The following is a 19492-nucleotide window of genomic DNA, read 5'->3' as shown; positions in this document are numbered from 1 at the left end:
CTGATGATGATTCCTGTCCTGTCAGTCGCAATGTCCCTTGCACTGCCCGCAGTTACCACCACAGCTTCCCTTGCCGCTTTTTTTATCTTTAATCATACTGCGTACTGCAAGTCCTACCAGACCAACAACGACTACAAGTGTGATAAAAGTTCCCATAGAAACAACTCCTTTCTTTTCAAAAGAGTCCGCATCCTGCAGCGGATGCCGGATACGGACTCTTCATCAGATACATGTTCTCTATCTGTCACAGCAATTATTTGCTGAACATTTTGTTGGTGGAAACGCTCAGAGTTGCGCTCTCTTTGTAAGGTCTTACCAGCAGATATACAAATCCGATGATGAGCAGAACAGCAACTACCGTTCCGATTCCAAAACCGCCGCCGATGAACAGGTTACCGATCTGATAGATGCACAGGGATACAACATAGGCAAGCAGTGTCTGATATCCGATTGCAGTAAAAAACCATTTGGTATTGTTCATCTCACGTTTGATTGCACCCATTGCTGCGAAGCACGGTGCGCACAGAAGGTTGAATACCAGGAAGGAATAAGCTGCTACCGTAGATAAGCTTCCTGCAAGCTGTCCCCATATCTCGGCGCCGTCTTCTGCAACTTCGCCAAAGCCGAACAGGATACCGAAGGTACCAACAACGTTCTCTTTTGCGATCAGTCCGGAAACAGCTGCAACAGCCATCTTCCAGTCGCCCCATCCAAGAGGTGCAAACAGAGGAGCGATCACGCTTCCGATGGAAGCCAGGATACTGTCATTTAACTGCTCAGCTTCCAGCATTCCGAAGGATCCGTCAACCCATCCGAAGTTCATCAGGAACCACAGAACGATGGTAGACATCAGGATGATCGTACCGGCTTTTTTGATGAAAGACCAGCCACGCTCCCACATGCTGCGGAGAACGTTGCTTACCGTCGGCCAGTGGTAAGCCGGAAGCTCCATAACAAACGGAGCCGGATCGCCAGCGAACAGTTTTGTTTTTTTCAGGATGATACCGGAGCAGATGATTGCTGCGATACCAACGAAGTAAGCACTTGGCGCAACCCAGGAAGCTCCATTAAACAGGGCACCTGCGATCAGGGCGATGATTGGAAGTTTTGCTCCACAAGGTACAAACGTTGTTGTCATGATGGTCATTTTACGGTCACGGTCATTCTCGATGGTACGGGAAGCCATGATACCAGGAACACCACAACCACTTCCGATCAGCATCGGAATGAAGGATTTTCCGGAAAGTCCAAATTTACGGAAGATACGGTCCATGATGAATGCAACACGCGCCATGTAACCGCAGGACTCCAGAAATGCCAGGAACAGGAACAGTACCAGCATCTGCGGTACGAATCCAAGTACGGCACCAACACCGGCAACAATACCATCCAGGATCAGACCCTGCAGCCAGTCAGCGCAGTGGATCGCATTCAGCAGATTTTCAATGGCCGGCGGAATGATCTCTCCAAAGAGTACATCGTTGGTCCAGTCCGTTACAAAAGTACCTACTGTTGTGACAGATACATAATATACAACCCACATAACAACCGCGAAGATCGGAAGTGCCAGCCAGCGGTTAGTTACGATCCGGTCGATCTTATCCGATGTTGTCATGGCGTTTTTCTTGTTCTTTGTGACACAGTCACCGATGATGCTGGAAATATAAACGTAACGCTCGTTTGTAATAATACTCTCGGTATCGTCATCAAATTTGTCTTCCAGCTGTTTGATCTCGGCAGATACATCCGGAACGGATTTCATCTGCTCTGTGATCTTATCATCTTTCTCCAGAAGTTTGATTGCAAAGAAGCGTTTCTGCTCATTTACAATATCACTTCCGAGTTTGCTCTCAACGGTGCGGATGACTGCCTCCACATCCTTGTCAAACTCATGAACTGGTACAGCAGCACCTTTTTTCTGTGCAATCTGCACTGCTTTATCAGCAGCTTCTTTGATTCCGGTTCCTTTCAGAGCAGAGATGGTTACAACTTCACAGCCCAGCTTTTTCGCCAGTTTGTCGATATGTATTTTGTCTCCGTTCTTTTCAACAATATCCATCATATTGACAGCCATGATCACCGGAATACCAAGTTCCATGATCTGTGTGGACAGATACAGGTTACGCTCAATGTTGGTACCATCTACGATGTTCAGGATCGCATCTGGTCTTTCATTAATCAGGTAATTTCTGGCTACCACTTCCTCCAGTGTATACGGAGATAAAGAATAGATACCCGGAAGGTCCATGATGGTGACATCTTTGTGGCCTTTGAGCTTTCCTTCTTTTTTCTCGACGGTTACACCTGGCCAGTTTCCTACGAACTGGTTGGAGCCTGTCAGTGCATTGAACAATGTTGTCTTACCGCAGTTCGGGTTTCCTGCGAGTGCAATCTTAATTGCCATTTTTTCCATGCCCCTCTTTCTTTGATTTTTACTGATTTTAATAACTTCACAAGCCTTACCAATATTGGCTACAGCTTGCTTTTGTTAGCATCCGCTAACAAGCAGGCAAAAAAAATTTACTCTACTTCAATCATTTCGGCATCTGCTTTTCTTAAGGATAATTCGTATCCTCTGACGGTTACTTCGACCGGATCGCCGAGCGGAGCAACTTTGCGCACGAATACGTCAACACCCTTGGTGATTCCCATATCCATGATTCTTCTTTTGACCGGACCGGAGCCGTTGAGTTTTACAACTTTAACGGTTTCTCCTACGGAAGTCTCTTTTAAAGTCTTCATCTTCTCTCCTTCTTTCCTATCAAATCAGGATTTTGGCTGCCATATCTTTTCCAACGGCCACCCTGGAATCTTTCACATTCACGATGAGATTGCCGTCGATTTCCGATACGACTGTCACGTTTCCGCCAACGACGAAGCCAAGATTTTCAAGAAATCTTCTGGTCTCTTCTTTTCCGCCGACTTTTCTGATTGTGTAACATTCGCCTGGATTTGCCATCGTTAAAGGCATAGTCAATTACCTCCTGTGTATGATAATGAGTTTCATCTCTATTTCAGTTGTTAGTATATGCTAACGTACGTTAGATGTCAACTGCTTTTTTACTATTTTTTTGTATTTTTTTCTGAAATTTACTCCGTTACTGAGAAAAAGCCTTCGTTAAGAGCCCTGTTTTTTTGAAAAATAAGGCAGAACAGAGAAATTTCGTATCTCCCTGTTCTGCCCTTTTTGCTTTCCATTTTCTTAGAAACGGTACATCATCTTATGCCATTTTGCACCGCCATGTGTCGAGTCGGAAAGTTCGATATATTCGTATCCGATCCTTTTGTAGAATGGAATCATATGATCCTTGCATGTAAGAACAACGGCTTTTTTATCACGCTCTCCTGCGCTTTTTACCATATGACGCATCAGTGCTTCTCCAATGCCCTGTTTCTGGAACTTCGGATTGACGTCCAGTCCGAAAATCATCTGATAATCACCGTCCGGGTTGTGCAGCGTGGCGTCATGGTAGAGTGCATCCGCCAGATAATCGGTATCCGCACAGCAGCCATTGCAGAAGCCTGCGATTTCGCCGTCTTCAGTTTCCGCTACAAAAAAGCTGTTTTTGCAGGTTTTGTACCGCTCCATGAAGTCTTCATAACCTGCCGCCTCGGCAGCCGGGAAACATAGCGCCTCCACCTCGGCTACCTTTTTCAGATCTTCCTCTTTTACCGGACGGATCGTATACTTTACTTTTCGTTTTAAATAGGGCTTCAGTCCCGCAACGACTTCTTCCACCGTTCCATCCACGAACGGATTCTTCAGTCCGGCCAGCTCCAGCAGTGCAAAATATCCCTTGCTTCCGCCTGCCTGGCAGAGACGGTAATAATCGCCCCACGCCTTTTCCGGCTCTTTTTTGGAACGCTCAAAGAACTGGAAAGCACAGATCTGTGCCAGCGCATAATCAATATAATAGAACGGGTTCACAAAGATATGCTGCTTCTGCATCCAGAAACCGCCCTCCTCGAGGAACTTGTGGCCGTCATAATTTCTCCATGGCATATAGGTCAGCTCTAACTGATGCCAGATCGCACGGCGCTCCTTGGCCGTCATGCCGATATTTTCAAATACCTTATGCTGGAACTCATCCACACATACCATGTACGGAATCACTTCCAGCGCGCTCATCAGGTGCGCATAACGGTAATCATCTGCTTTCTCTCCAAAGAATGCATTCATCCAGGGGTATGCGAAATGCTCCATTGTCATCGAGTGAATCTCCGCCACCTCGCTTGTCGGGAATACCATATCCATAAACGGAATCTGTTTTGCCGCCGTATACGCCTCGAATGCATGGCCCGCCTCATGAGTCAGAACATCAACGTCCGCGCTCGTACCATTAAAGTTGGAGAAGATGAACGGCGCCTTGAACGTATTCAGAAATGTGCAGTAACCGCCTGTCTGTTTTCCCGGCTTCGTCTCCAGGTCAAACAGCTCATGCTCCACCATAAAATCAAAGAACTCACCCGTCTCTTTCGACAGCTCATGGTACATCTTCTGCGCCTTCGCAACCAGTTCCTCCGTCGTTCCTTCCGGAACCGCGTTTCCTTCCGGGAAAATCAGCTCCTCATCGTAATAATGCAGCCTGTCCACTCCAAGCCGTTTCTCCTGCTCCTTCCGAAGCTCCAGGCAGAGCGGTACAATCTTCTCCTTCACCTGCGCACGGAACCTTGCAACATCCTCCGCCGTATAATCGTATCTTCCATAGCTCAGGTAAATAAATTCAATGTAAGAAGAAAATCCCAGCTTCTTCGCAATTTTATCGCGCAGCGGAACCAGCTTGTCATACAGCGCATCCAGCTCCCCGGAAATCTCTTCATACAAATCTCCCCATGCCGTCATCGCCTCTTTCCGCATCTGGCGGTCCGTACTCTGCATCGCCTTCAGAAGTCCATAAAAATTACACGTTTCGCCCTTAAATTCCGTCGAAGCATTCGCCGTAATTTTACTGTACTGCTGCGTCAGATTCGCCTCTTCGATCAGATCCTCCACGATACAGTCGTCCGCTAATTTTTGGCCAACCTCCATATTCTTCACAAAGAATTCCCCGAACTCCTCTGCAAACTCTTTGATAAACGGAGACTCCAGAATCACCTTCTCTGCCTTTTGTATCAGCAGATGGATCGCCGGAATCGTCTCATTCCAGAACTGAACCTCTCCTTCATAAAACGAATCTCTGGTGTCCACCGTATATCTTACCTGCGCCACTTCCGCCATTGTCGCCCAGGCATCCTCGCGCGTTTTTTCTTCCATAAAAAGTCCGCGCAGCTCCTCATATGATTTTGCCTCTTTGAGCGCCTTCGTATACGCTCTTACTTTTTCCTGCTCTGCCTCCATGTCCGGCCTTACGTATTCAATTTCCGAAAACTTTTTCATCTTCTCTTACCTCCTTCTATTCCAGAACGCCCAGATTTTTCAACTCATGATAAACCCGGGACGCCGGCAGTCCCATCACATTATAATAGTCTCCCTGGATTCCTTTCACAAACTTTGTCCCAAACACCGTCTGAATTCCGTATCCTCCAGCCTTATCCGACCACACAGGAGCCTCCCCCTCTTTCTCAAGAGCAAGATACCCGTTTATCTCCTCCTCTGTCATCGCATAAAACTCTACATCTGTACGGTCACAGAACGATACCACACGCTTTGCGTCCCCCTCTGTTACCGCAATCGTAACTCCAGTATACACCTGATGCACCCTTCCCTGCAACTGCTGCATCATACTTCTGGCATGTTCTATCCCCTTCGGCTTGCCAAGGATCTCCCCTTCAAAAGCCACAACCGTATCCGCCCCGATCACAACGGCATCCCCTTCGGTAATCTCCGCAACATCCAGACATTTCAGCCGTGAAAGCTCCTCCACAACCTTCTCCGGTTCCGCAGACGTCACAACTTCTTCCGCCCCTGAAGCCTGAACCTTACACCGTATTCCCAACATCTCCATCAACTCTCTTCTTCTGGGTGACCCCGAAGCCAATATCACTTTCATCCTGCTGTCTCCTTTATTTTTTCTTTCATGACATGCATTTTTTTCACACCATGCAGCGGTCCGCGGGAATGTGCGGCTTGCGCCGGATGGCCGGATAAAATAAGTACGCCGGGAACAAACACAATCCACTCGTGTCCGTTCCCGGCGTACTTATTTTATCCAGATGCCTGAATTTCCGTCTTATGCAAAGCAAAACGATAAGCCGGGTTATGTCGTGTGTAATCATCTATCCAATGGAACTGTCGCCAGTCCCCTTAAGCGACCCACCTGAAAACATGACGGGCAGCCATATACGTTTTCTATTCGGTCTTGCTTCGGATGGGGTTTACATGGCTTTCTCTGTTACCAGAGAAACGGTAGTCTCTTACACTGCCTTTCCACCCTTACCAGGAAAAACCTGGCGGTATCTCTCTGTTGCACTATCCCTGGAGTCGCCTCCGCCGGACGTTATCCGGCATCCTGCCCTGCGAAGCCCGGACTTTCCTCACCTGGCCCCTTTCGGTCCTGCCAGCCGCGATTACATATCTTACTTTGTCAAAAACGGAACATCAGACAGTTAATAATCATATCACAAACTTTCTCTGTTGTCCATCCCCCAAATCACAGATCCCGCAAAGCAGCCTCTCATACATCAAAACAGCTTCCGCCCACAAACTCCCGCAGAATCGAATTCTTTGGAATATCCTCAATCGGCACTCCGACAAAATAATCCAAAAACTTCAGCAGCCGCTTTGCTTCCTGGTACTCCGGCTCTCCCTCCTCAATCTGGAACAAAAGCGGCTCCGCATACAGCTTCAGCACCGAAAGCTCATACACCAGCGCTGAATTGAACATCACATCCGCCTTCTCCTGATTCGGGAAAATATTACGATCTTCCCCGCGGCGCACCGACGGCCACATCGCAATCGTCTCCTTCGCCGATGTCGCCCGTGTCCGGCTGTCACGCACCATACGCCGGATCAGCCGGCCGTCCGTCGTTGGAATCCGGTTGTGCTCATCCACATTGATCTGCGTCAGCGCACTGATATAAATCCGGAATTTACTTTCCGAAGGAAGCGACCACGTCAGTTTTTCATTCAGCCCGTGAATCCCCTCCAGCACCAGCACATCGGTCTCCTTCATCTGAATAAAATTCCCCTTGTACTCGCGCTTGCCCGTCTTAAAATTAAAATACGGCAGTTCCACACGCTCTCCGTTCAAAAGTGCTGTCATATCCCGGTTCAAAAGCTCGATATCCAGTGCTTCCAGGCATTCAAAATCATAATCGCCGTTTTCATCCCGCGGCGTATCTACCCGGTTCACATAGTAATTATCAAGGCTGATCGGATGCGGCGTCAGACCATGCGCTGAAAGCTGGATGGAAAGCCGGTTGCAGAACGTTGTCTTTCCGGAGGAAGACGGCCCCGCAATCAGCACAAATTTAACCTGCTTTCTTTCCGCAATCTGCTCCGCAATCTTCGCAATCTTCTGCTCCTGCAGCGCCTCCGCAATCAGCATCATCTGCTGAATATTGCCCTTCGTGATGCGTTCATTTAAGTCGGCAACCGTGGAAATTCCCATCTGCTCACCCCAGCGCTCCGATTCCCGCTGCACCTGGAACACCTTCGGGGAGAGATTCGCTGCCGGCACCGTCTCCGGCGCCTTTTTCTCCGGCATCTGCAGCACAAAGCCGTCATCGTATAAATAGAGATCAAAATACTTCAGATAACTCGTATCATACGTCATAAATCCATAATAATAGTCTTCAAAATCCCCGAGACTGTACAGATTCACACGGGAGACACGGCGGTAACGGAACAAGCGGTCTTTATCCGTCATGCCATGCAGCCGGAACCGTTCTCTCGCCTCGTGCGTATCGACACTCCGCTTATAAATCGGCACCGCCTTTTCCACCTGTTCATGCATATACGCTTTTACTTCGTCCAAAAACTCCTGATTCAGCGTGATATCGCCGTCCACCGTGTAGAAAAAGCCCGAACCCGCCGAAAAATGCAGCATCACATGGCGGATCTTATCGTAGCCTCCCACATGATACACCGCTTTTACCAGCAGAAGAGAAAGACTCCTCTGATACGTTTTATGTCCGATCTCATCCTCCGTTGTCACAAATTCCAGTTCACAGTCTTTTTTCAGCTGTTTGTGCAGCTCCCGCAGCCGTCCGTCCACTTTCACAAGGACAATCGGCGCGTCCATTGTTTTTTCAAAATCCTTTGCAATCTCATAATAAGAGCAATTTTCCGGATATTCGTATCCTTTTCCATCAATTGTTACCTGAATCAATTGTAATTCCTCCTTCTTGCAAAACTTTCTGAAAATTCAGAAGTGACAGAAAAGGCGCGCCCGAAAATTACAACTGCTGAAATTTTCAGACACGCCCCTCTTGTGCAAACGCTGTCGTTACATCGTATGGAAACGCGCAAGCGCAGATTCCAGTACTGCCTCTTTTTCTTTTAATTCCCAAAGGCGCTGTGCTGCCTTTTCACTGGAGTGATCCGAAAGCTGGCGGATCAGCGTCTGGTTCTGCTCCTGCTGTTTCAGAAGGTATTCCCTCAGCACCGGATTTTCCTTTTCCAGAAGGCGCGGTCCATAGAAAAGCTCCTCCGCCTTCAGATTCTCCTTTTCCCCTGGCACTGCCCGCAGAATCGGATAATATTTTCCATCCTCCTCTACAAAATTCTCCTGTGCAAGGAAAAATCCGTGTTCCAGAAGCCATGCACGCACGCGGTCGATATCCGACTGCGGCTCCAGGATCAGCTCCCGAAAACCGGACAGCAGCGGCTCACCTTCGCTTAAAATTCTTATGGTAAGCCCGCCGCCCATGCCCGCGATGAGAAGAGAATCACCCTCTCCCGCACGCAGGGCATGGAGTCCGTCGGAAAGTCTTGTTTCTATGTAGTCCCCCATCTGGTACTGCGCAATATGCTCCCTGGCCCGCTCCAGCGGTCCGCGGTTCACATCCATGGCGATTGCGGAGGAAATCTTCTTCTGTTCCAGCAGCGCAATCGGCACATAGCCGTGATCTGTTCCCACATCGACCAGGCAGCCGCCCGGGGTGACAAACTCCGCTACCGCGGAAAGTCTTTTTGATAACTGCATGTCTTTTCTCCTGACCGAAAACTTAGTCCAGATAATCTTTAAGTTTTCTGGAACGACTCGGATGGCGGAGCTTTCGAAGCGCTTTCGCCTCAATCTGACGGATACGCTCTCTTGTAACGTTGAACTCTTTACCAACCTCTTCGAGGGTTCTCGCACGGCCGTCATCGAGTCCGAAACGGAGACGCAGAACCTTCTGCTCACGGTCAGTCAGCGTGCTTAACACATCCTCGAGCTGCTCTTTCAGCATGGTGAATGCTGCCGCGTCTGCCGGTACCGGCACATTGTCGTCCTGGATGAAGTCACCGAGGTGGCTGTCCTCTTCCTCACCGATTGGTGTCTCGAGTGAAACCGGTTCCTGGGAGATTTTCAGGATCTCACGCACACGCTCTACAGACATGTGCATCTCCTCTGCGATCTCTTCCGGAGTAGGTTCGCGGCCTAACTCCTGCAGTAACTGACGGGAAACGCGGATCAGCTTGTTGATGGTCTCTACCATATGAACCGGAATACGGATCGTTCTCGCCTGGTCTGCAATCGCTCTTGTGATTGCCTGGCGGATCCACCATGTTGCATAGGTGGAGAATTTGTATCCCTTGCGGTAATCGAATTTTTCAACCGCTTTGATGAGGCCTAAGTTACCTTCCTGAATCAGATCCAGGAACAGCATGCCGCGGCCGACATAACGTTTTGCAATGGAAACAACGAGACGAAGGTTGGCCTCTGCCAGACGTTTTTTCGCATCCTCATCGCCCTCTTCCATTCTCTGTGCCAGCTTGATCTCTTCCTCTGCGGAAAGAAGCGGCACTTTACCGATCTCTTTTAAGTACATGCGGACCGGGTCCTCAATGCTGATGCCTTCCGGAACGGAAAGGTCGATGTTTTCCATATCGATCTCTTCTTCCTCGGAAAGGTCGATGTCATCGTCGTCCAGAAGGAGAAGATCGCGGTCTGCCGCATTTGGATCCTCGGTCATATCGGAGAGGCGCAGTACGTCGATACCGCTTGCCTCCAGGTATTCAAATACCTTCTCCATCTGCTCCGCATCCAGCGGCATATCGCGGAAAAAGTCGTTGATTTCCTGATATTCCAGGACGCTCTTTTTCTTTTTGCCGTATGCTACCAGCTCTTTTAATTTTTCCATAAATTTTGCTTTATCGAACTCCATTGACTGTCCATCCTTCCATAGCTTGTATATATTCTGTCCCTGCCCTGCGAAATTAAACACGCAGAACAGAAGATTCCAGGGTTTTTCTTTGGTATCCAGGCCTCCTTAAAAAGCGAAATCCGGAAGTTCCCCTGCTTTCCACCGCTCCAGGCTCTTTTTGTCCGCCATCAGCTTCTGCAGCGCCGCCATATCGGTCACATTCATATGTGCCGACTGATACGCAATGCTGTTTTCTTTCATATTGCAGATCACATCATGCAGCGCGCGCCGTTTTTCCTCCTCTGTCTCCAGCGGGATTCTGGCATTAAAAAGGCCTGCAACTTCTTTCTGCTCCTCGGAATCAACAAACTGATTCAAAAGCTTTGCCGGATTCACCCCGCCCTCGTGATACTGCAGCACAATCATCTCTGCAATCTGGCGGTAAAGAGGTGTGGTAAAATCCTCCGGCGTAATATATTTTTCCAGTTTTCCAATGAGCGCCGGATAAGAGGTCATCCATGTCAGCATCAGCTTCTGTGCTTTTTCGACACCGCCCTCTTTCTCTTTTTTGTTTGCGGCTGTATTCCGCGGCTTGACACGCTCCGTCCTTCCGGCTCCTGATAGTGCCATCTGACCGACCTGCTTTCGCAGTACTTCGACGGCAATCCCGTATTTTCCTGCCACTGCCTCAAGATAACTGTTCCGCTCGATCTCATCCTCGATTGCAACGAGACGACGCACCGCCTCATGCAGGAAATCGGATTTGCCCTGCGGGTCGGCAAGGTCGAAATCGCGTTCCTTCATGCGGATCTCATACAAAACGCTGTTCTCCGCCTCTTCCAGACGTTTTTCGAACGCTTCGCAGCCCTCGTGCTGGATAAACTCATCCGGGTCCTTATACGGTCTCAAATTGACGACACGCGTTGTAAGACCAACCCCTTTGAGCATCGGAATCGCACGAAGCGCCGCTTTGACGCCTGCCTCATCGCTGTCATAGATCACAAGAACCTCGTCGGTATACCGTTTCATCAGCCCCGCCTGCAGCGATGTGAGTGCTGTTCCAAGAGAAGCTACCGCGTTATTGAATCCTGCCTGGTGCATGGAGATGACGTCCATATAGCCCTCGCAGATAATCAGATTTTTTCTCCGTGAAGAGCGCGCCAGATGCAGCCCGTAGAGATTGCGGCTCTTATCGAAAATCTTTGTCTCCGGCGAATTCAGGTATTTCGGCTTTCCATCCCCCATCACACGGCCTCCGAAGCCGATGACACGGCTGTTGGCATCCATGATCGGGTAAATGACACGGTTCCAGAACTTGTCCTGCATGCCATGCACCTCGTCCGCCAGAAAAAGGCCCGACTGACGCAGGATTTCATCGTCATACCCTTTTTCTTTTAAGAAACGGTACAGCAGGCTTCCATACTTATCTGAATAGCCAAGGCCGAATTTTCGAATCGTATCATCCGAAAGGCCGCGCCCCTTCAGGTAATCGTAGCCCTGTTTTCCGCGTTCGGTGTGGAGCTGGTAATAATAGAATTTCGCCGCCTGTTTGTTGATTTCCAGCAGCGTGTTCTTTAAATCCGCCTGCTCCTTTGCTTCTTTCGAATACTCCATCTGCGGAAGCTCCACCCCGGCCCGGTCGGCCAGAAATTTCAAGGCTTCCACAAACGTGAAGTTTTCGTATTCCATCAAAAATGTGAAAACATTTCCTCCGGCTCCGCATCCGAAGCAGTAATACATCTGCTTTCCTGGGCTGACGGAAAAGGAAGGGGACTTCTCATTGTGGAAAGGGCAGAGCCCGAAGTAAGAGCTTCCTCTTCTTGTCAGCTTTACGTAGCCGGATATCACATCTACGATGTCATTTTTCATACGAATTTCTTCCACTAAATCATCGGAATATCGCATTTTTTCCTCCCTGTATCTAATAAACCGCCCAGGCTTTCGGCACGAACAGCTCCTCGTATTTGTGCATGGAATACTGATCGGTCATACCGGCAATGTAATCGCATACTACCTGTGTCTTGTCCTCGCCGCACCCGATCAGATTCCGGTACTCGCGGGACATCTGTTCCGGGTGCTCCTGGTAGTAGGTGTAGAGGGAAATCAGCATCTTCTTTGCCTTCTCCTCCTCTTTTTTCGCCTCCGGGTTGCGGTAGACGTTCGCGAACATCAACTCCCGCAGCATGCGCATGCCCTCGGCAATCTCCGCCGACTGGCGCACATACTCCGTTCCGCGGCTCTGCTCCACAATGTCGTGGATCAGCGTATTGAGCCGCTCGCGGCATGTATCGCCAAGGACGACGCGGATCGTAATCGGGATGTCATCCTCGCTTAAAATGCCGGCACGGATGGCATCGTCCATATCGTGGTGGATGTAGGCGATCTTGTCGCAGAGACGCACAACCTGTCCCTCCAGGGTCGACGGCTTTCCCGCCGTGCGGTGGTTCAGAATTCCATCCCGCACTTCCCAGGTCAGGTTCAGGCCCTGTCCTTCCTTTTCCAGAACCTCCACGACACGAACGCTCTGTTCCGCGTGGCGGAAGCCCCCAGGATGCACCGCATTGAGCGCCGCTTCCCCGGAATGGCCGAACGGCGTGTGTCCGAGATCGTGGCCGAGCGCAATGGCTTCGGTCAGATCCTCATTCAGATTCAGCGCCCGCGCAATCGTGCGGGCAATCTGGGACACCTCGAGTGTGTGCGTCAGGCGGGTCCGGTAATGATCGCCCTGCGCAGCAAGAAACACCTGTGTTTTGTCTTTCATCCTGCGAAAGGCTTTGGAGTGGAGAATCCTGTCCCGGTCTCTCTGGTAGACGGTGCGGATGTCACACTCCGGTTCATATCGGTCCCTTCCTCTGGAATTCCGGCTGTGCGCCGCATAAGGACTCAGCTCCTGAAATTCCCGTTCTTCAAACGATTCTCTCAAGTTCAAACGAAGACCACCTCTTTCCCGGTAATATGCCTGTAACAGTTCTTTTCATTGTCCTCCTATTTCCTATATTCGGTGCCCGATTCCGATTTCCTTTTTTATTTTTCAAATTTTTCAAATTTTTTCAAAAAAAGTGTTGACGGCTTACAACTCTGGTGCTATAATACATCTTGTCGTCAGCGAGATGACAAAAACTTAAAGAACATGCGGAAGTGCTGGAATTGGCAGACAGGCCAGACTAAGGATCTGGTGGTCATTGCGATCGTGTGGGTTCAAGTCCCATCTTCCGCATGAAATTTAAAAACTACATAACATGCGGAAGTGCTGGAATTGGCAGACAGGCCAGACTAAGGATCTGGTGGTCATTGCGATCGTGTGGGTTCAAGTCCCATCTTCCGCAGAACGAAAACCCTTGTGCATGCAAGGGTTTTTTCCTGCTCAAAAAAATCAGAGGAAATTCCTTTCCGGATCCCTCTGATTTTTTATTTTTCTTTTTTTCAGAATTTTCTCTGCAATTTCTGTTTTTACAGGTTCGGTCTTACAATCTTCGGTGTATAGCCAGCCTCTTCCAGTGCTTTGACAATACGGTTCTTGTGATCGGTGCCGAATGCCTCCATTGTGATGCGGAGCTCTACTGCAGCACTTCTGTTCGTTGTGAAGAACTGGTTGTGGTCCAGTTTGATGACGTTTCCGTTCTCGTTTGCAATCACCTGGGAAACGCGTACCAGCTCGCCTGGTTTATCCGGCAGAAGAACGGATACAGTAAAGATACGGTCTCTCTGGATCAGTCCGTTCTGGATCACGGAAGACATGGTGATGACGTCCATATTTCCGCCACTTAAGATCGAAACAATCTTTTTGCCCTTGACATCCAGATGCTTTAATGCAGCCACAGTCAGAAGACCGGAGTTCTCGACGATCATCTTGTGGTTTTCTACCATATCAAGGAATGCTACGATCAGCTCATCATCATCCACGGTAATGATCTCGTCCAGGTTCTGTCTTACATACGGGAAAATCTTGGATCCCGGTGTCTGTACTGCAGTACCGTCTGCAATTGTGCTGACAGGAGATACGGTCGTTACCTCGCCTTTTTCAAAAGAAGCCTTCATACAGGCTGCTCCGGACGGCTCAACACCGATGACTTTGATGTTTGGTTTCAGCAGTTTTGCCAGTGTGGAAACACCGGTAGCCAGTCCGCCTCCTCCGATCGGAACAAGGATATAATCTACGAGCGGAAGCTCCTGAATCACTTCCATAGCGATGGTTCCCTGGCCGGTTGCAACGGTCAGATCATCGAACGGGTGAATAAAGGTATAGCCATGCTCTGCTGCAAGCTCGTATGCTTTTGCACATGCCTCATCGTACACATCTCCGTACAGAACAACCTCAGCGCCGTAGCTCTGGGTACGCTCTACTTTGATGAGCGGTGTGGTCGTCGGCATCACAATGACAGCCTTTGCACCGTAGCATTTTGCCGCATACGCAACGCCCTGTGCATGGTTTCCTGCAGATGCGGTGATCAGTCCTTTTGCGCGCTCCTCTTCACTTAAGGTGCTGATTTTGTAATAGGCACCGCGCAGCTTATAGGCGCCGGTCAGCTGCATATTTTCCGGTTTTAAGTAGACTTTATTTCCCGTCTGCTCGCTGAAATATTTGCTGTAAACCAGTTTGGTCTCCTGTGTTACTTTTTTTACAATTTCAGACGCTTCCTCAAATTTCGGGAGTGTCAGCATTTCTTCTGCCATAGTCTTTTCTCCTTGTTGTCTTTTTAAGCATTCTCTTCGGATGTATGGAACAGTGCATTTACAAACTGGTCTGCATCAAATTTCTGCAGATCGTGGATGCTCTCGCCCACGCCGATGTATTTGACCGGAATATCAAGCTCGGACTGGATGGCAACGGCGATACCGCCCTTTGCAGTTCCGTCCAGCTTCGTCAGAATGATACCGGTGACATTTGCCACTTCTGCAAACTGTCTTGCCTGCTGCAGCGCATTCTGGCCCGTGGTACCGTCCAGCACCACCAGCGTTTCCAGGTATGCCTCTGGGTACTCTTTTTCCAGAATCCGGTAAATCTTGTGGAGCTCTTCCATCAGGTTCTTCTTGTTGTGAAGTCTTCCTGCCGTATCACAGATCAGCACATCCGCATTTCTGGCTTTTGCCGCTGCGACTGCATCGTACACGATGGACGCCGGATCTGCTCCGTTCTGTCCGCCGATGATATCCACGCCGGCGCGGTGCGCCCACTCCGTGAGCTGCTCGCCTGCCGCTGCACGGAACGTATCTGCTGCCGCAAGAACAACCTTTTTGCCCTGATCCTTCAGAAGGCCGGCCAGCTTTCCGACGGAGGTCGTTTTTCCGACTCCATTGACACCGATCACCAGCACTACCGATTTCCGGTTTTCAAATTCATAGGCTGTATCGCCTACATCCATCTGTTTTTTGATGCTCTCGATCAGAAGCTGTTTGCACTCTGCCGGATCGGTAATGTGCTCTTCTGCCACCCGTTCTTTTAAGTGGTCAATAATTTTGGTCGTTGTATTGATGCCGATATCTCCCATGACGAGAATCTCCTCGATCTCCTCATAAAAATCGTCATCAATATTGGAATAGCCACTGAAAATAGAATCAATTCCAGCTACAATGCTGTCTCGGGTCTTCGTCAGACCGTTGACAAGACGTTTGAAAAAGCCTACTTTCTCCTCCGCCATACCGTTCGCCTCCCTTTATCTTTTCTATCTTACTTCTTTCGTATTGTATCTTATTCGTTTCTATTTGTCCAGTTCTCCCTCGATCAAATCGACAGAAACAAGGGTAGAAACACCCTTCTCCTGCATCGTGATGCCGTACAGACGGTCTGCCGCCGTCATCGTACCGCGCCTGTGGGTGATGACGATGAACTGGGTATTTTTTGTCAGCTTATGCAGATACTGTGCAAAACGCGTTACGTTGGAATCGTCGAGCGCCGCCTCGATCTCGTCAAGTAAACAGAACGGGGACGGCTTTAAGTTCTGGATTGCAAAAAGCAGCGCAATCGCGGTCAGTGCCTTCTCGCCTCCGGAGAGCTGCATCATATTCTGCAGTTTCTTTCCCGGCGGCTGGGAAATGATGCGGATACCTGCCTCGAGTACATCCGTGTCCTCCTCGAGCTCCAGCGTTCCCTTTCCGCCGCCGAACAGCTGGCGGAACACGCGGTCAAACTCTTTCCGGATCTCCTCGAATTTTTCCGTGAACTGCTTGCGCATACCGGCATCCAGCTCATCGATGATGCCCTGCAGTGTCTCTGCCGCTTTGACAAGATCGGTGTGCTGTGCATCGAGAAAGGCGTGGCGCTCCGAAATCTCTTTGTACTCCTCAATCGCATTCACATTGACAGAGCCAAGCTTCCGGATCGCATCTTTTACTTCCAGCACACGCCGCTTTAATTCACTGCGCTCCGGAATCTCCTCCATCTGGAACTCTCTTGCGTGGCCCGGTGTCACTTCGTACTCTTCCCAGAGATACGAGGTCTGTGCCTCTTTTGTCTCCTCCAGCTTTTCTTTCTGGCTGTTCAGACGGAAGCACTCTTTGTCCATTAGGGAAATCTGGTCGGAGAGCTGATCCCGCTTCTCGAAAAATTCTTTGTGATCTGCGCTTAATGCTTCTTTTTTCTCCTGCAGTTCCACAATCCGGCGGTCTTCCTCTTCTTTTGCCTGCACTGCTGCTGCAATCGTCTTCTGGATCTCCACGATGTCCTGCTGTTTCTTTTTGACATCGCCTTTTTCCTCCGCCGCTTTTTCCAGCATGGTGCGGCTTTCCGCTTCCAGTTTTCCTGTCTCTTCCTCAAGACGGCGGATGTTCTGGGCAAGGAATCCATCCTTCTGGGACAGATTTGCGTAATTTAACCGGATTTCTTCAAGATCCTTCGTATATTCTGCTTCCCGGCGGCGAAGCCCTGTAAGCGCCTCCTGCGCCTTCTGGATATTCTCCTGCAGCGTGCTTTCCCGCTCCACCGATTCCTGCATTTCCTGACCGATGACTTTCCGGTTCCGCTCAATCTCGGCGATCTGATTTTCAATCTCGAGACTCTCCTTCTGAAGCGCTTCAAAATCCAGACGGATTTCCGTCTTTTTCTCGCGCGCTTTTTCCAGATTCAGGCGCACCGTATTCTGCTCGATGTACTGCCGCTGCAGTTTTTCATTCAGCTCGGTGCGGAGATCGCGGATTTCATTCCGCTTATTTTTCTTCTCTTCAAGTTCCTGCTGGATTTCCCGCAGTTCCTTCGCAAGACCCTGTACGCTCTTTTCGAGTTCCTCAATCTCACGCCGTCTTCCGAGCAGGTTGCTGTTGTTCCGGAACGAACCTCCTGTCATGGAACCGCCCGGGCTCAAGAGCTCGCCCTCGAGGGTTACCATGCGGAGCGTCTGACGGTATTTCCGCTGAATCACAATGGCATGGTCGATCGTGTCGACCACCAGCGTTCTTCCAAGCAGCTGTGCCACAAGGCCCTCATACACCGGGTCGTACGAAACAAGTGCATTTGCCACACCGAGCACACCGGTTTCTCTTGCCGCATCCTCATTCACCTGCGTTTTTTTCCCGCGCATACTGGTGAGCGGAAGGAACGTCGCACGGCCGAAATGGCCCCGTTTCAGGTATTCAATCAGGTATTTCGCCGTCGCCTCATTGTCGGTGACAATATTCTGAATGCTGCCGCCAAGTGCGGTCTCGATCGCCGTCTCGTACTTTTTCTCCGCCTGCAGAAGCTCCGCCACAACGCCGTGGATGCCGGGATTCCGGTCTTTCTGCTCCATGACCTTCCGAATACTGTTTCCATAGCCGTCGTACCGCTCGGTGATGTTCTTTAAGGATTCGAGCCTTGACGCTTCTCTGTGGTAATTGGTCTGGCCGGCTTCCATCTCTTTCGTCTGGTTCGAGAGATCCGCCGTCAGCGCGGTAATCTTCTGATCTGCCTCCTGGTACTGCTGTTTCAGGCTGCTTACCGTCTCTTCGAGCGCTTCAAACGCGTTCTGCAGTTCTTCCATCTGCCCGTTCTGTTCGGACTCGCTCGTCTTTAAATGCAGCACCCTCTGGCTTAATTCTGCCTTTCGGATGCCGATCTGCTCGAGCATCGCATCGTAGCGCTGCATTTTTCCCTTCGTGGAACCCCGCTGGTTCAGAAGGCCGATGACTTCGCTCTTATCCTGTTCACTCTGCAGCTCGACTGCCTGGATCTGCTCCTGGCATTCCGAGAGAGCGGCCTCTTTCTCACTCTTTTCCGTCTCTGACGCAAGAAGTGCTTCATGAAGCCCGTCCTTTTCTGCCTGATATGTATTTTTTTCTGCCGTCTTTGTGCGGCTCTCCGCGCGGATCGCCTCCAGACGTTCTCTTAATGTGTCGCTGTTCCTCTCCGATGCATGAATCTGCTCGTTCAACACCTCGATCTGGTTTTCGAGCTGCTGACGTTTCAGTGCATTCTCCCCCGCCTGATCGCGCGCAGAAAGAATCGTCTGGTCCAGTTTTTCCTGCTCCTGTTCCAGCTTTTCATACTCCTGCTTCGTATGCTCAAAAGCCTCTTTCGTGCTCTTTAACTGCTCTTCTGTAATCCGGTACCGGTCTTCTACTTTCGCGAGATCGTTCCGGATGCGCTCCATCTCGAGCAGAAACATATTGATATCGAGGAGCTTTAATTCCTCTTTCTTCTTTAAATAAATCTTTGCCGTCTCAGACTGGCGTTCCAGCGGCTCTAACTGCCTTGTCAGTTCCGAGAGAATGTCGTTGACGCGCACCAGATTCTGCTGCTCTTCCGCCAGCTTCTTTTCGGTCACGGCCTTCCTTCTCTTGAATTTGACAATTCCTGCCGCTTCGTCAAACAGCTCCCGGCGCTCTTCCGGCTTACCACTTAAAATCTTATCAATCTGACCCTGTCCGATGATGGAATAGCCTTCTTTTCCGATACCGGTATCGTAGAACAGCTCGTTGATGTCCTTTAACCGGCACGATGCGCCGTTCATCAGATACTCGCTCTCACCGGAGCGGTAGAGCCGTCTCGTCACCGTGACTTCCTCGAAATCGACATTCAGCTTGTGGTCGGAATTGTCGAGTGTAATTGCAACCGACGCGTAGCCGAGCGGCTTTCTCGTCTCGGTTCCGGAGAAAATAACATCCTGCATATTTCCGCCGCGGAGCTGCTTGGCGCTCTGTTCGCCGAGCACCCAGCGCACCGCATCGCCAACATTGCTCTTTCCACTGCCGTTCGGCCCTACAACGCCGGTAATACCGTCGTGGAACTGCAGAATGGTTTTGTTGGCAAACGACTTAAATCCCTGCATTTCAATGGATTTGAGATACATAA

At 50.0% G+C, this 19492-nt stretch carries 14 protein-coding genes, 2 tRNA genes and 1 other RNA gene; 2 read left to right on the top strand and 15 right to left on the bottom strand.

Features of this window, described 5'->3' with window-relative positions; all coding sequences use genetic code 11:
• Window positions 1-21: 21 nt before the first annotated feature.
• The 12 genes from DWW13_RS10820 to DWW13_RS10765 form a co-directional block, all read right to left on the bottom strand.
• Window positions 22-156: a FeoB-associated Cys-rich membrane protein gene (locus DWW13_RS10820; RefSeq protein ID WP_022462747.1), complete on the bottom strand. Its 135-nt coding sequence runs from the start codon at window positions 154-156 to the stop codon at window positions 22-24.
• A 97-nt stretch (window positions 157-253) separates the two neighbouring features.
• Window positions 254-2404: a ferrous iron transport protein B gene (feoB, locus tag DWW13_RS10815; protein ID WP_022462746.1), complete on the bottom strand. Its 2151-nt coding sequence runs from the start codon at window positions 2402-2404 to the stop codon at window positions 254-256.
• 116 nt (window positions 2405-2520) lie between these two features.
• Window positions 2521-2742 carry a FeoA family protein gene (locus DWW13_RS10810; protein ID WP_022462745.1) on the bottom strand — a complete coding sequence of 74 codons (222 nt, stop codon included), beginning with the start codon at window positions 2740-2742 and terminating at the stop codon, window positions 2521-2523.
• Between the two features lie 19 nt (window positions 2743-2761).
• Window positions 2762-2971: a FeoA family protein gene (locus DWW13_RS10805; protein WP_022462744.1), complete on the bottom strand. Its 210-nt coding sequence runs from the start codon at window positions 2969-2971 to the stop codon at window positions 2762-2764.
• 231 nt (window positions 2972-3202) lie between these two features.
• Window positions 3203-5377 (bottom strand): M3 family oligoendopeptidase, encoded by a 2175-nt coding sequence (locus DWW13_RS10800; protein ID WP_118720073.1) that lies wholly within the window; start codon window positions 5375-5377, stop codon window positions 3203-3205.
• Window positions 5378-5393: 16 nt separating this feature from the next.
• Complete coding sequence (locus tag DWW13_RS10795) at window positions 5394-5990, bottom strand: Maf family protein (protein ID WP_117510305.1); 597 nt, start codon at window positions 5988-5990, stop codon at window positions 5394-5396.
• Between the two features lie 182 nt (window positions 5991-6172).
• Window positions 6173-6523: RNase P RNA component class A (rnpB, locus tag DWW13_RS10790), an RNA gene on the bottom strand.
• 91 nt (window positions 6524-6614) lie between these two features.
• Complete coding sequence (locus tag DWW13_RS10785) at window positions 6615-8270, bottom strand: nucleoside kinase (RefSeq protein WP_022462741.1); 1656 nt, start codon at window positions 8268-8270, stop codon at window positions 6615-6617.
• A gap of 117 nt (window positions 8271-8387) precedes the next feature.
• On the bottom strand, window positions 8388-9086 hold the full coding sequence (locus DWW13_RS10780; protein WP_022462740.1) for a tRNA (adenine(22)-N(1))-methyltransferase: 699 nt from the start codon (window positions 9084-9086) through the stop codon (window positions 8388-8390).
• 22 nt (window positions 9087-9108) lie between these two features.
• Window positions 9109-10251 carry an RNA polymerase sigma factor RpoD gene (rpoD, locus tag DWW13_RS10775; protein WP_055228389.1) on the bottom strand — a complete coding sequence of 381 codons (1143 nt, stop codon included), beginning with the start codon at window positions 10249-10251 and terminating at the stop codon, window positions 9109-9111.
• Window positions 10252-10356: 105 nt separating this feature from the next.
• Window positions 10357-12135 carry a DNA primase gene (dnaG, locus tag DWW13_RS10770; protein ID WP_055228390.1) on the bottom strand — a complete coding sequence of 593 codons (1779 nt, stop codon included), beginning with the start codon at window positions 12133-12135 and terminating at the stop codon, window positions 10357-10359.
• A gap of 16 nt (window positions 12136-12151) precedes the next feature.
• Complete coding sequence (locus DWW13_RS10765; RefSeq protein WP_055218880.1) at window positions 12152-13159, bottom strand: deoxyguanosinetriphosphate triphosphohydrolase; 1008 nt, start codon at window positions 13157-13159, stop codon at window positions 12152-12154.
• Window positions 13160-13362: 203 nt separating this feature from the next.
• Between DWW13_RS10765 and DWW13_RS10760 the strand changes: the two genes are divergently transcribed.
• Window positions 13363-13447 (top strand) — tRNA-Leu (locus tag DWW13_RS10760).
• A 24-nt stretch (window positions 13448-13471) separates the two neighbouring features.
• A tRNA-Leu gene (locus DWW13_RS10755) sits at window positions 13472-13556 on the top strand.
• A gap of 124 nt (window positions 13557-13680) precedes the next feature.
• On the opposite strand, the gene ilvA is transcribed toward DWW13_RS10755, so the two are convergent.
• The 3 genes from ilvA to smc are packed head-to-tail and all read right to left on the bottom strand — an operon-like array spanning window position 13681 to window position 19490.
• The gene (ilvA, locus tag DWW13_RS10750) at window positions 13681-14892 is read right to left on the bottom strand and encodes a threonine ammonia-lyase (RefSeq protein WP_055219017.1); all 1212 of its coding nucleotides are present in this window, start codon (window positions 14890-14892) and stop codon (window positions 13681-13683) included.
• Between the two features lie 35 nt (window positions 14893-14927).
• On the bottom strand, window positions 14928-15869 hold the full coding sequence (gene ftsY / locus DWW13_RS10745) for a signal recognition particle-docking protein FtsY (RefSeq protein WP_022462735.1): 942 nt from the start codon (window positions 15867-15869) through the stop codon (window positions 14928-14930).
• 60 nt (window positions 15870-15929) lie between these two features.
• A complete protein-coding gene (gene smc / locus DWW13_RS10740) occupies window positions 15930-19490 on the bottom strand; it encodes a chromosome segregation protein SMC (RefSeq protein ID WP_118720071.1) in 3561 nt (1186 codons plus the stop codon).
• Window positions 19491-19492 lie beyond the last annotated feature (2 nt).

Source organism: Blautia sp. AF14-40, assembly GCF_003479665.1.
GTDB classification, from domain to species: domain Bacteria; phylum Bacillota; class Clostridia; order Lachnospirales; family Lachnospiraceae; genus Fusicatenibacter; species Fusicatenibacter saccharivorans.
This window is presented reverse-complemented; position numbering and strand designations above follow the sequence as displayed.

Coding starts and splice junctions, on each gene's coding strand:
- DWW13_RS10820 (WP_022462747.1), bottom strand. CDS start 156: ATGGGAACTTTTATCACACTTGTAGTCGTTGTTGGTCTGGTAGGACTT.
- feoB (WP_022462746.1), bottom strand. CDS start 2,404: ATGGCAATTAAGATTGCACTCGCAGGAAACCCGAACTGCGGTAAGACA.
- DWW13_RS10810 (WP_022462745.1), bottom strand. CDS start 2,742: ATGAAGACTTTAAAAGAGACTTCCGTAGGAGAAACCGTTAAAGTTGTA.
- DWW13_RS10805 (WP_022462744.1), bottom strand. CDS start 2,971: ATGCCTTTAACGATGGCAAATCCAGGCGAATGTTACACAATCAGAAAA.
- DWW13_RS10800 (WP_118720073.1), bottom strand. CDS start 5,377: ATGAAAAAGTTTTCGGAAATTGAATACGTAAGGCCGGACATGGAGGCA.
- DWW13_RS10795 (WP_117510305.1), bottom strand. CDS start 5,990: ATGAAAGTGATATTGGCTTCGGGGTCACCCAGAAGAAGAGAGTTGATG.
- DWW13_RS10780 (WP_022462740.1), bottom strand. CDS start 9,086: ATGCAGTTATCAAAAAGACTTTCCGCGGTAGCGGAGTTTGTCACCCCG.
- rpoD (WP_055228389.1), bottom strand. CDS start 10,251: ATGGAGTTCGATAAAGCAAAATTTATGGAAAAATTAAAAGAGCTGGTA.
- dnaG (WP_055228390.1), bottom strand. CDS start 12,135: ATGCGATATTCCGATGATTTAGTGGAAGAAATTCGTATGAAAAATGAC.
- ilvA (WP_055219017.1), bottom strand. CDS start 14,892: ATGCTGACACTCCCGAAATTTGAGGAAGCGTCTGAAATTGTAAAAAAA.
- ftsY (WP_022462735.1), bottom strand. CDS start 15,869: ATGGCGGAGGAGAAAGTAGGCTTTTTCAAACGTCTTGTCAACGGTCTG.
- smc (WP_118720071.1), bottom strand. CDS start 19,490: ATGTATCTCAAATCCATTGAAATGCAGGGATTTAAGTCGTTTGCCAAC.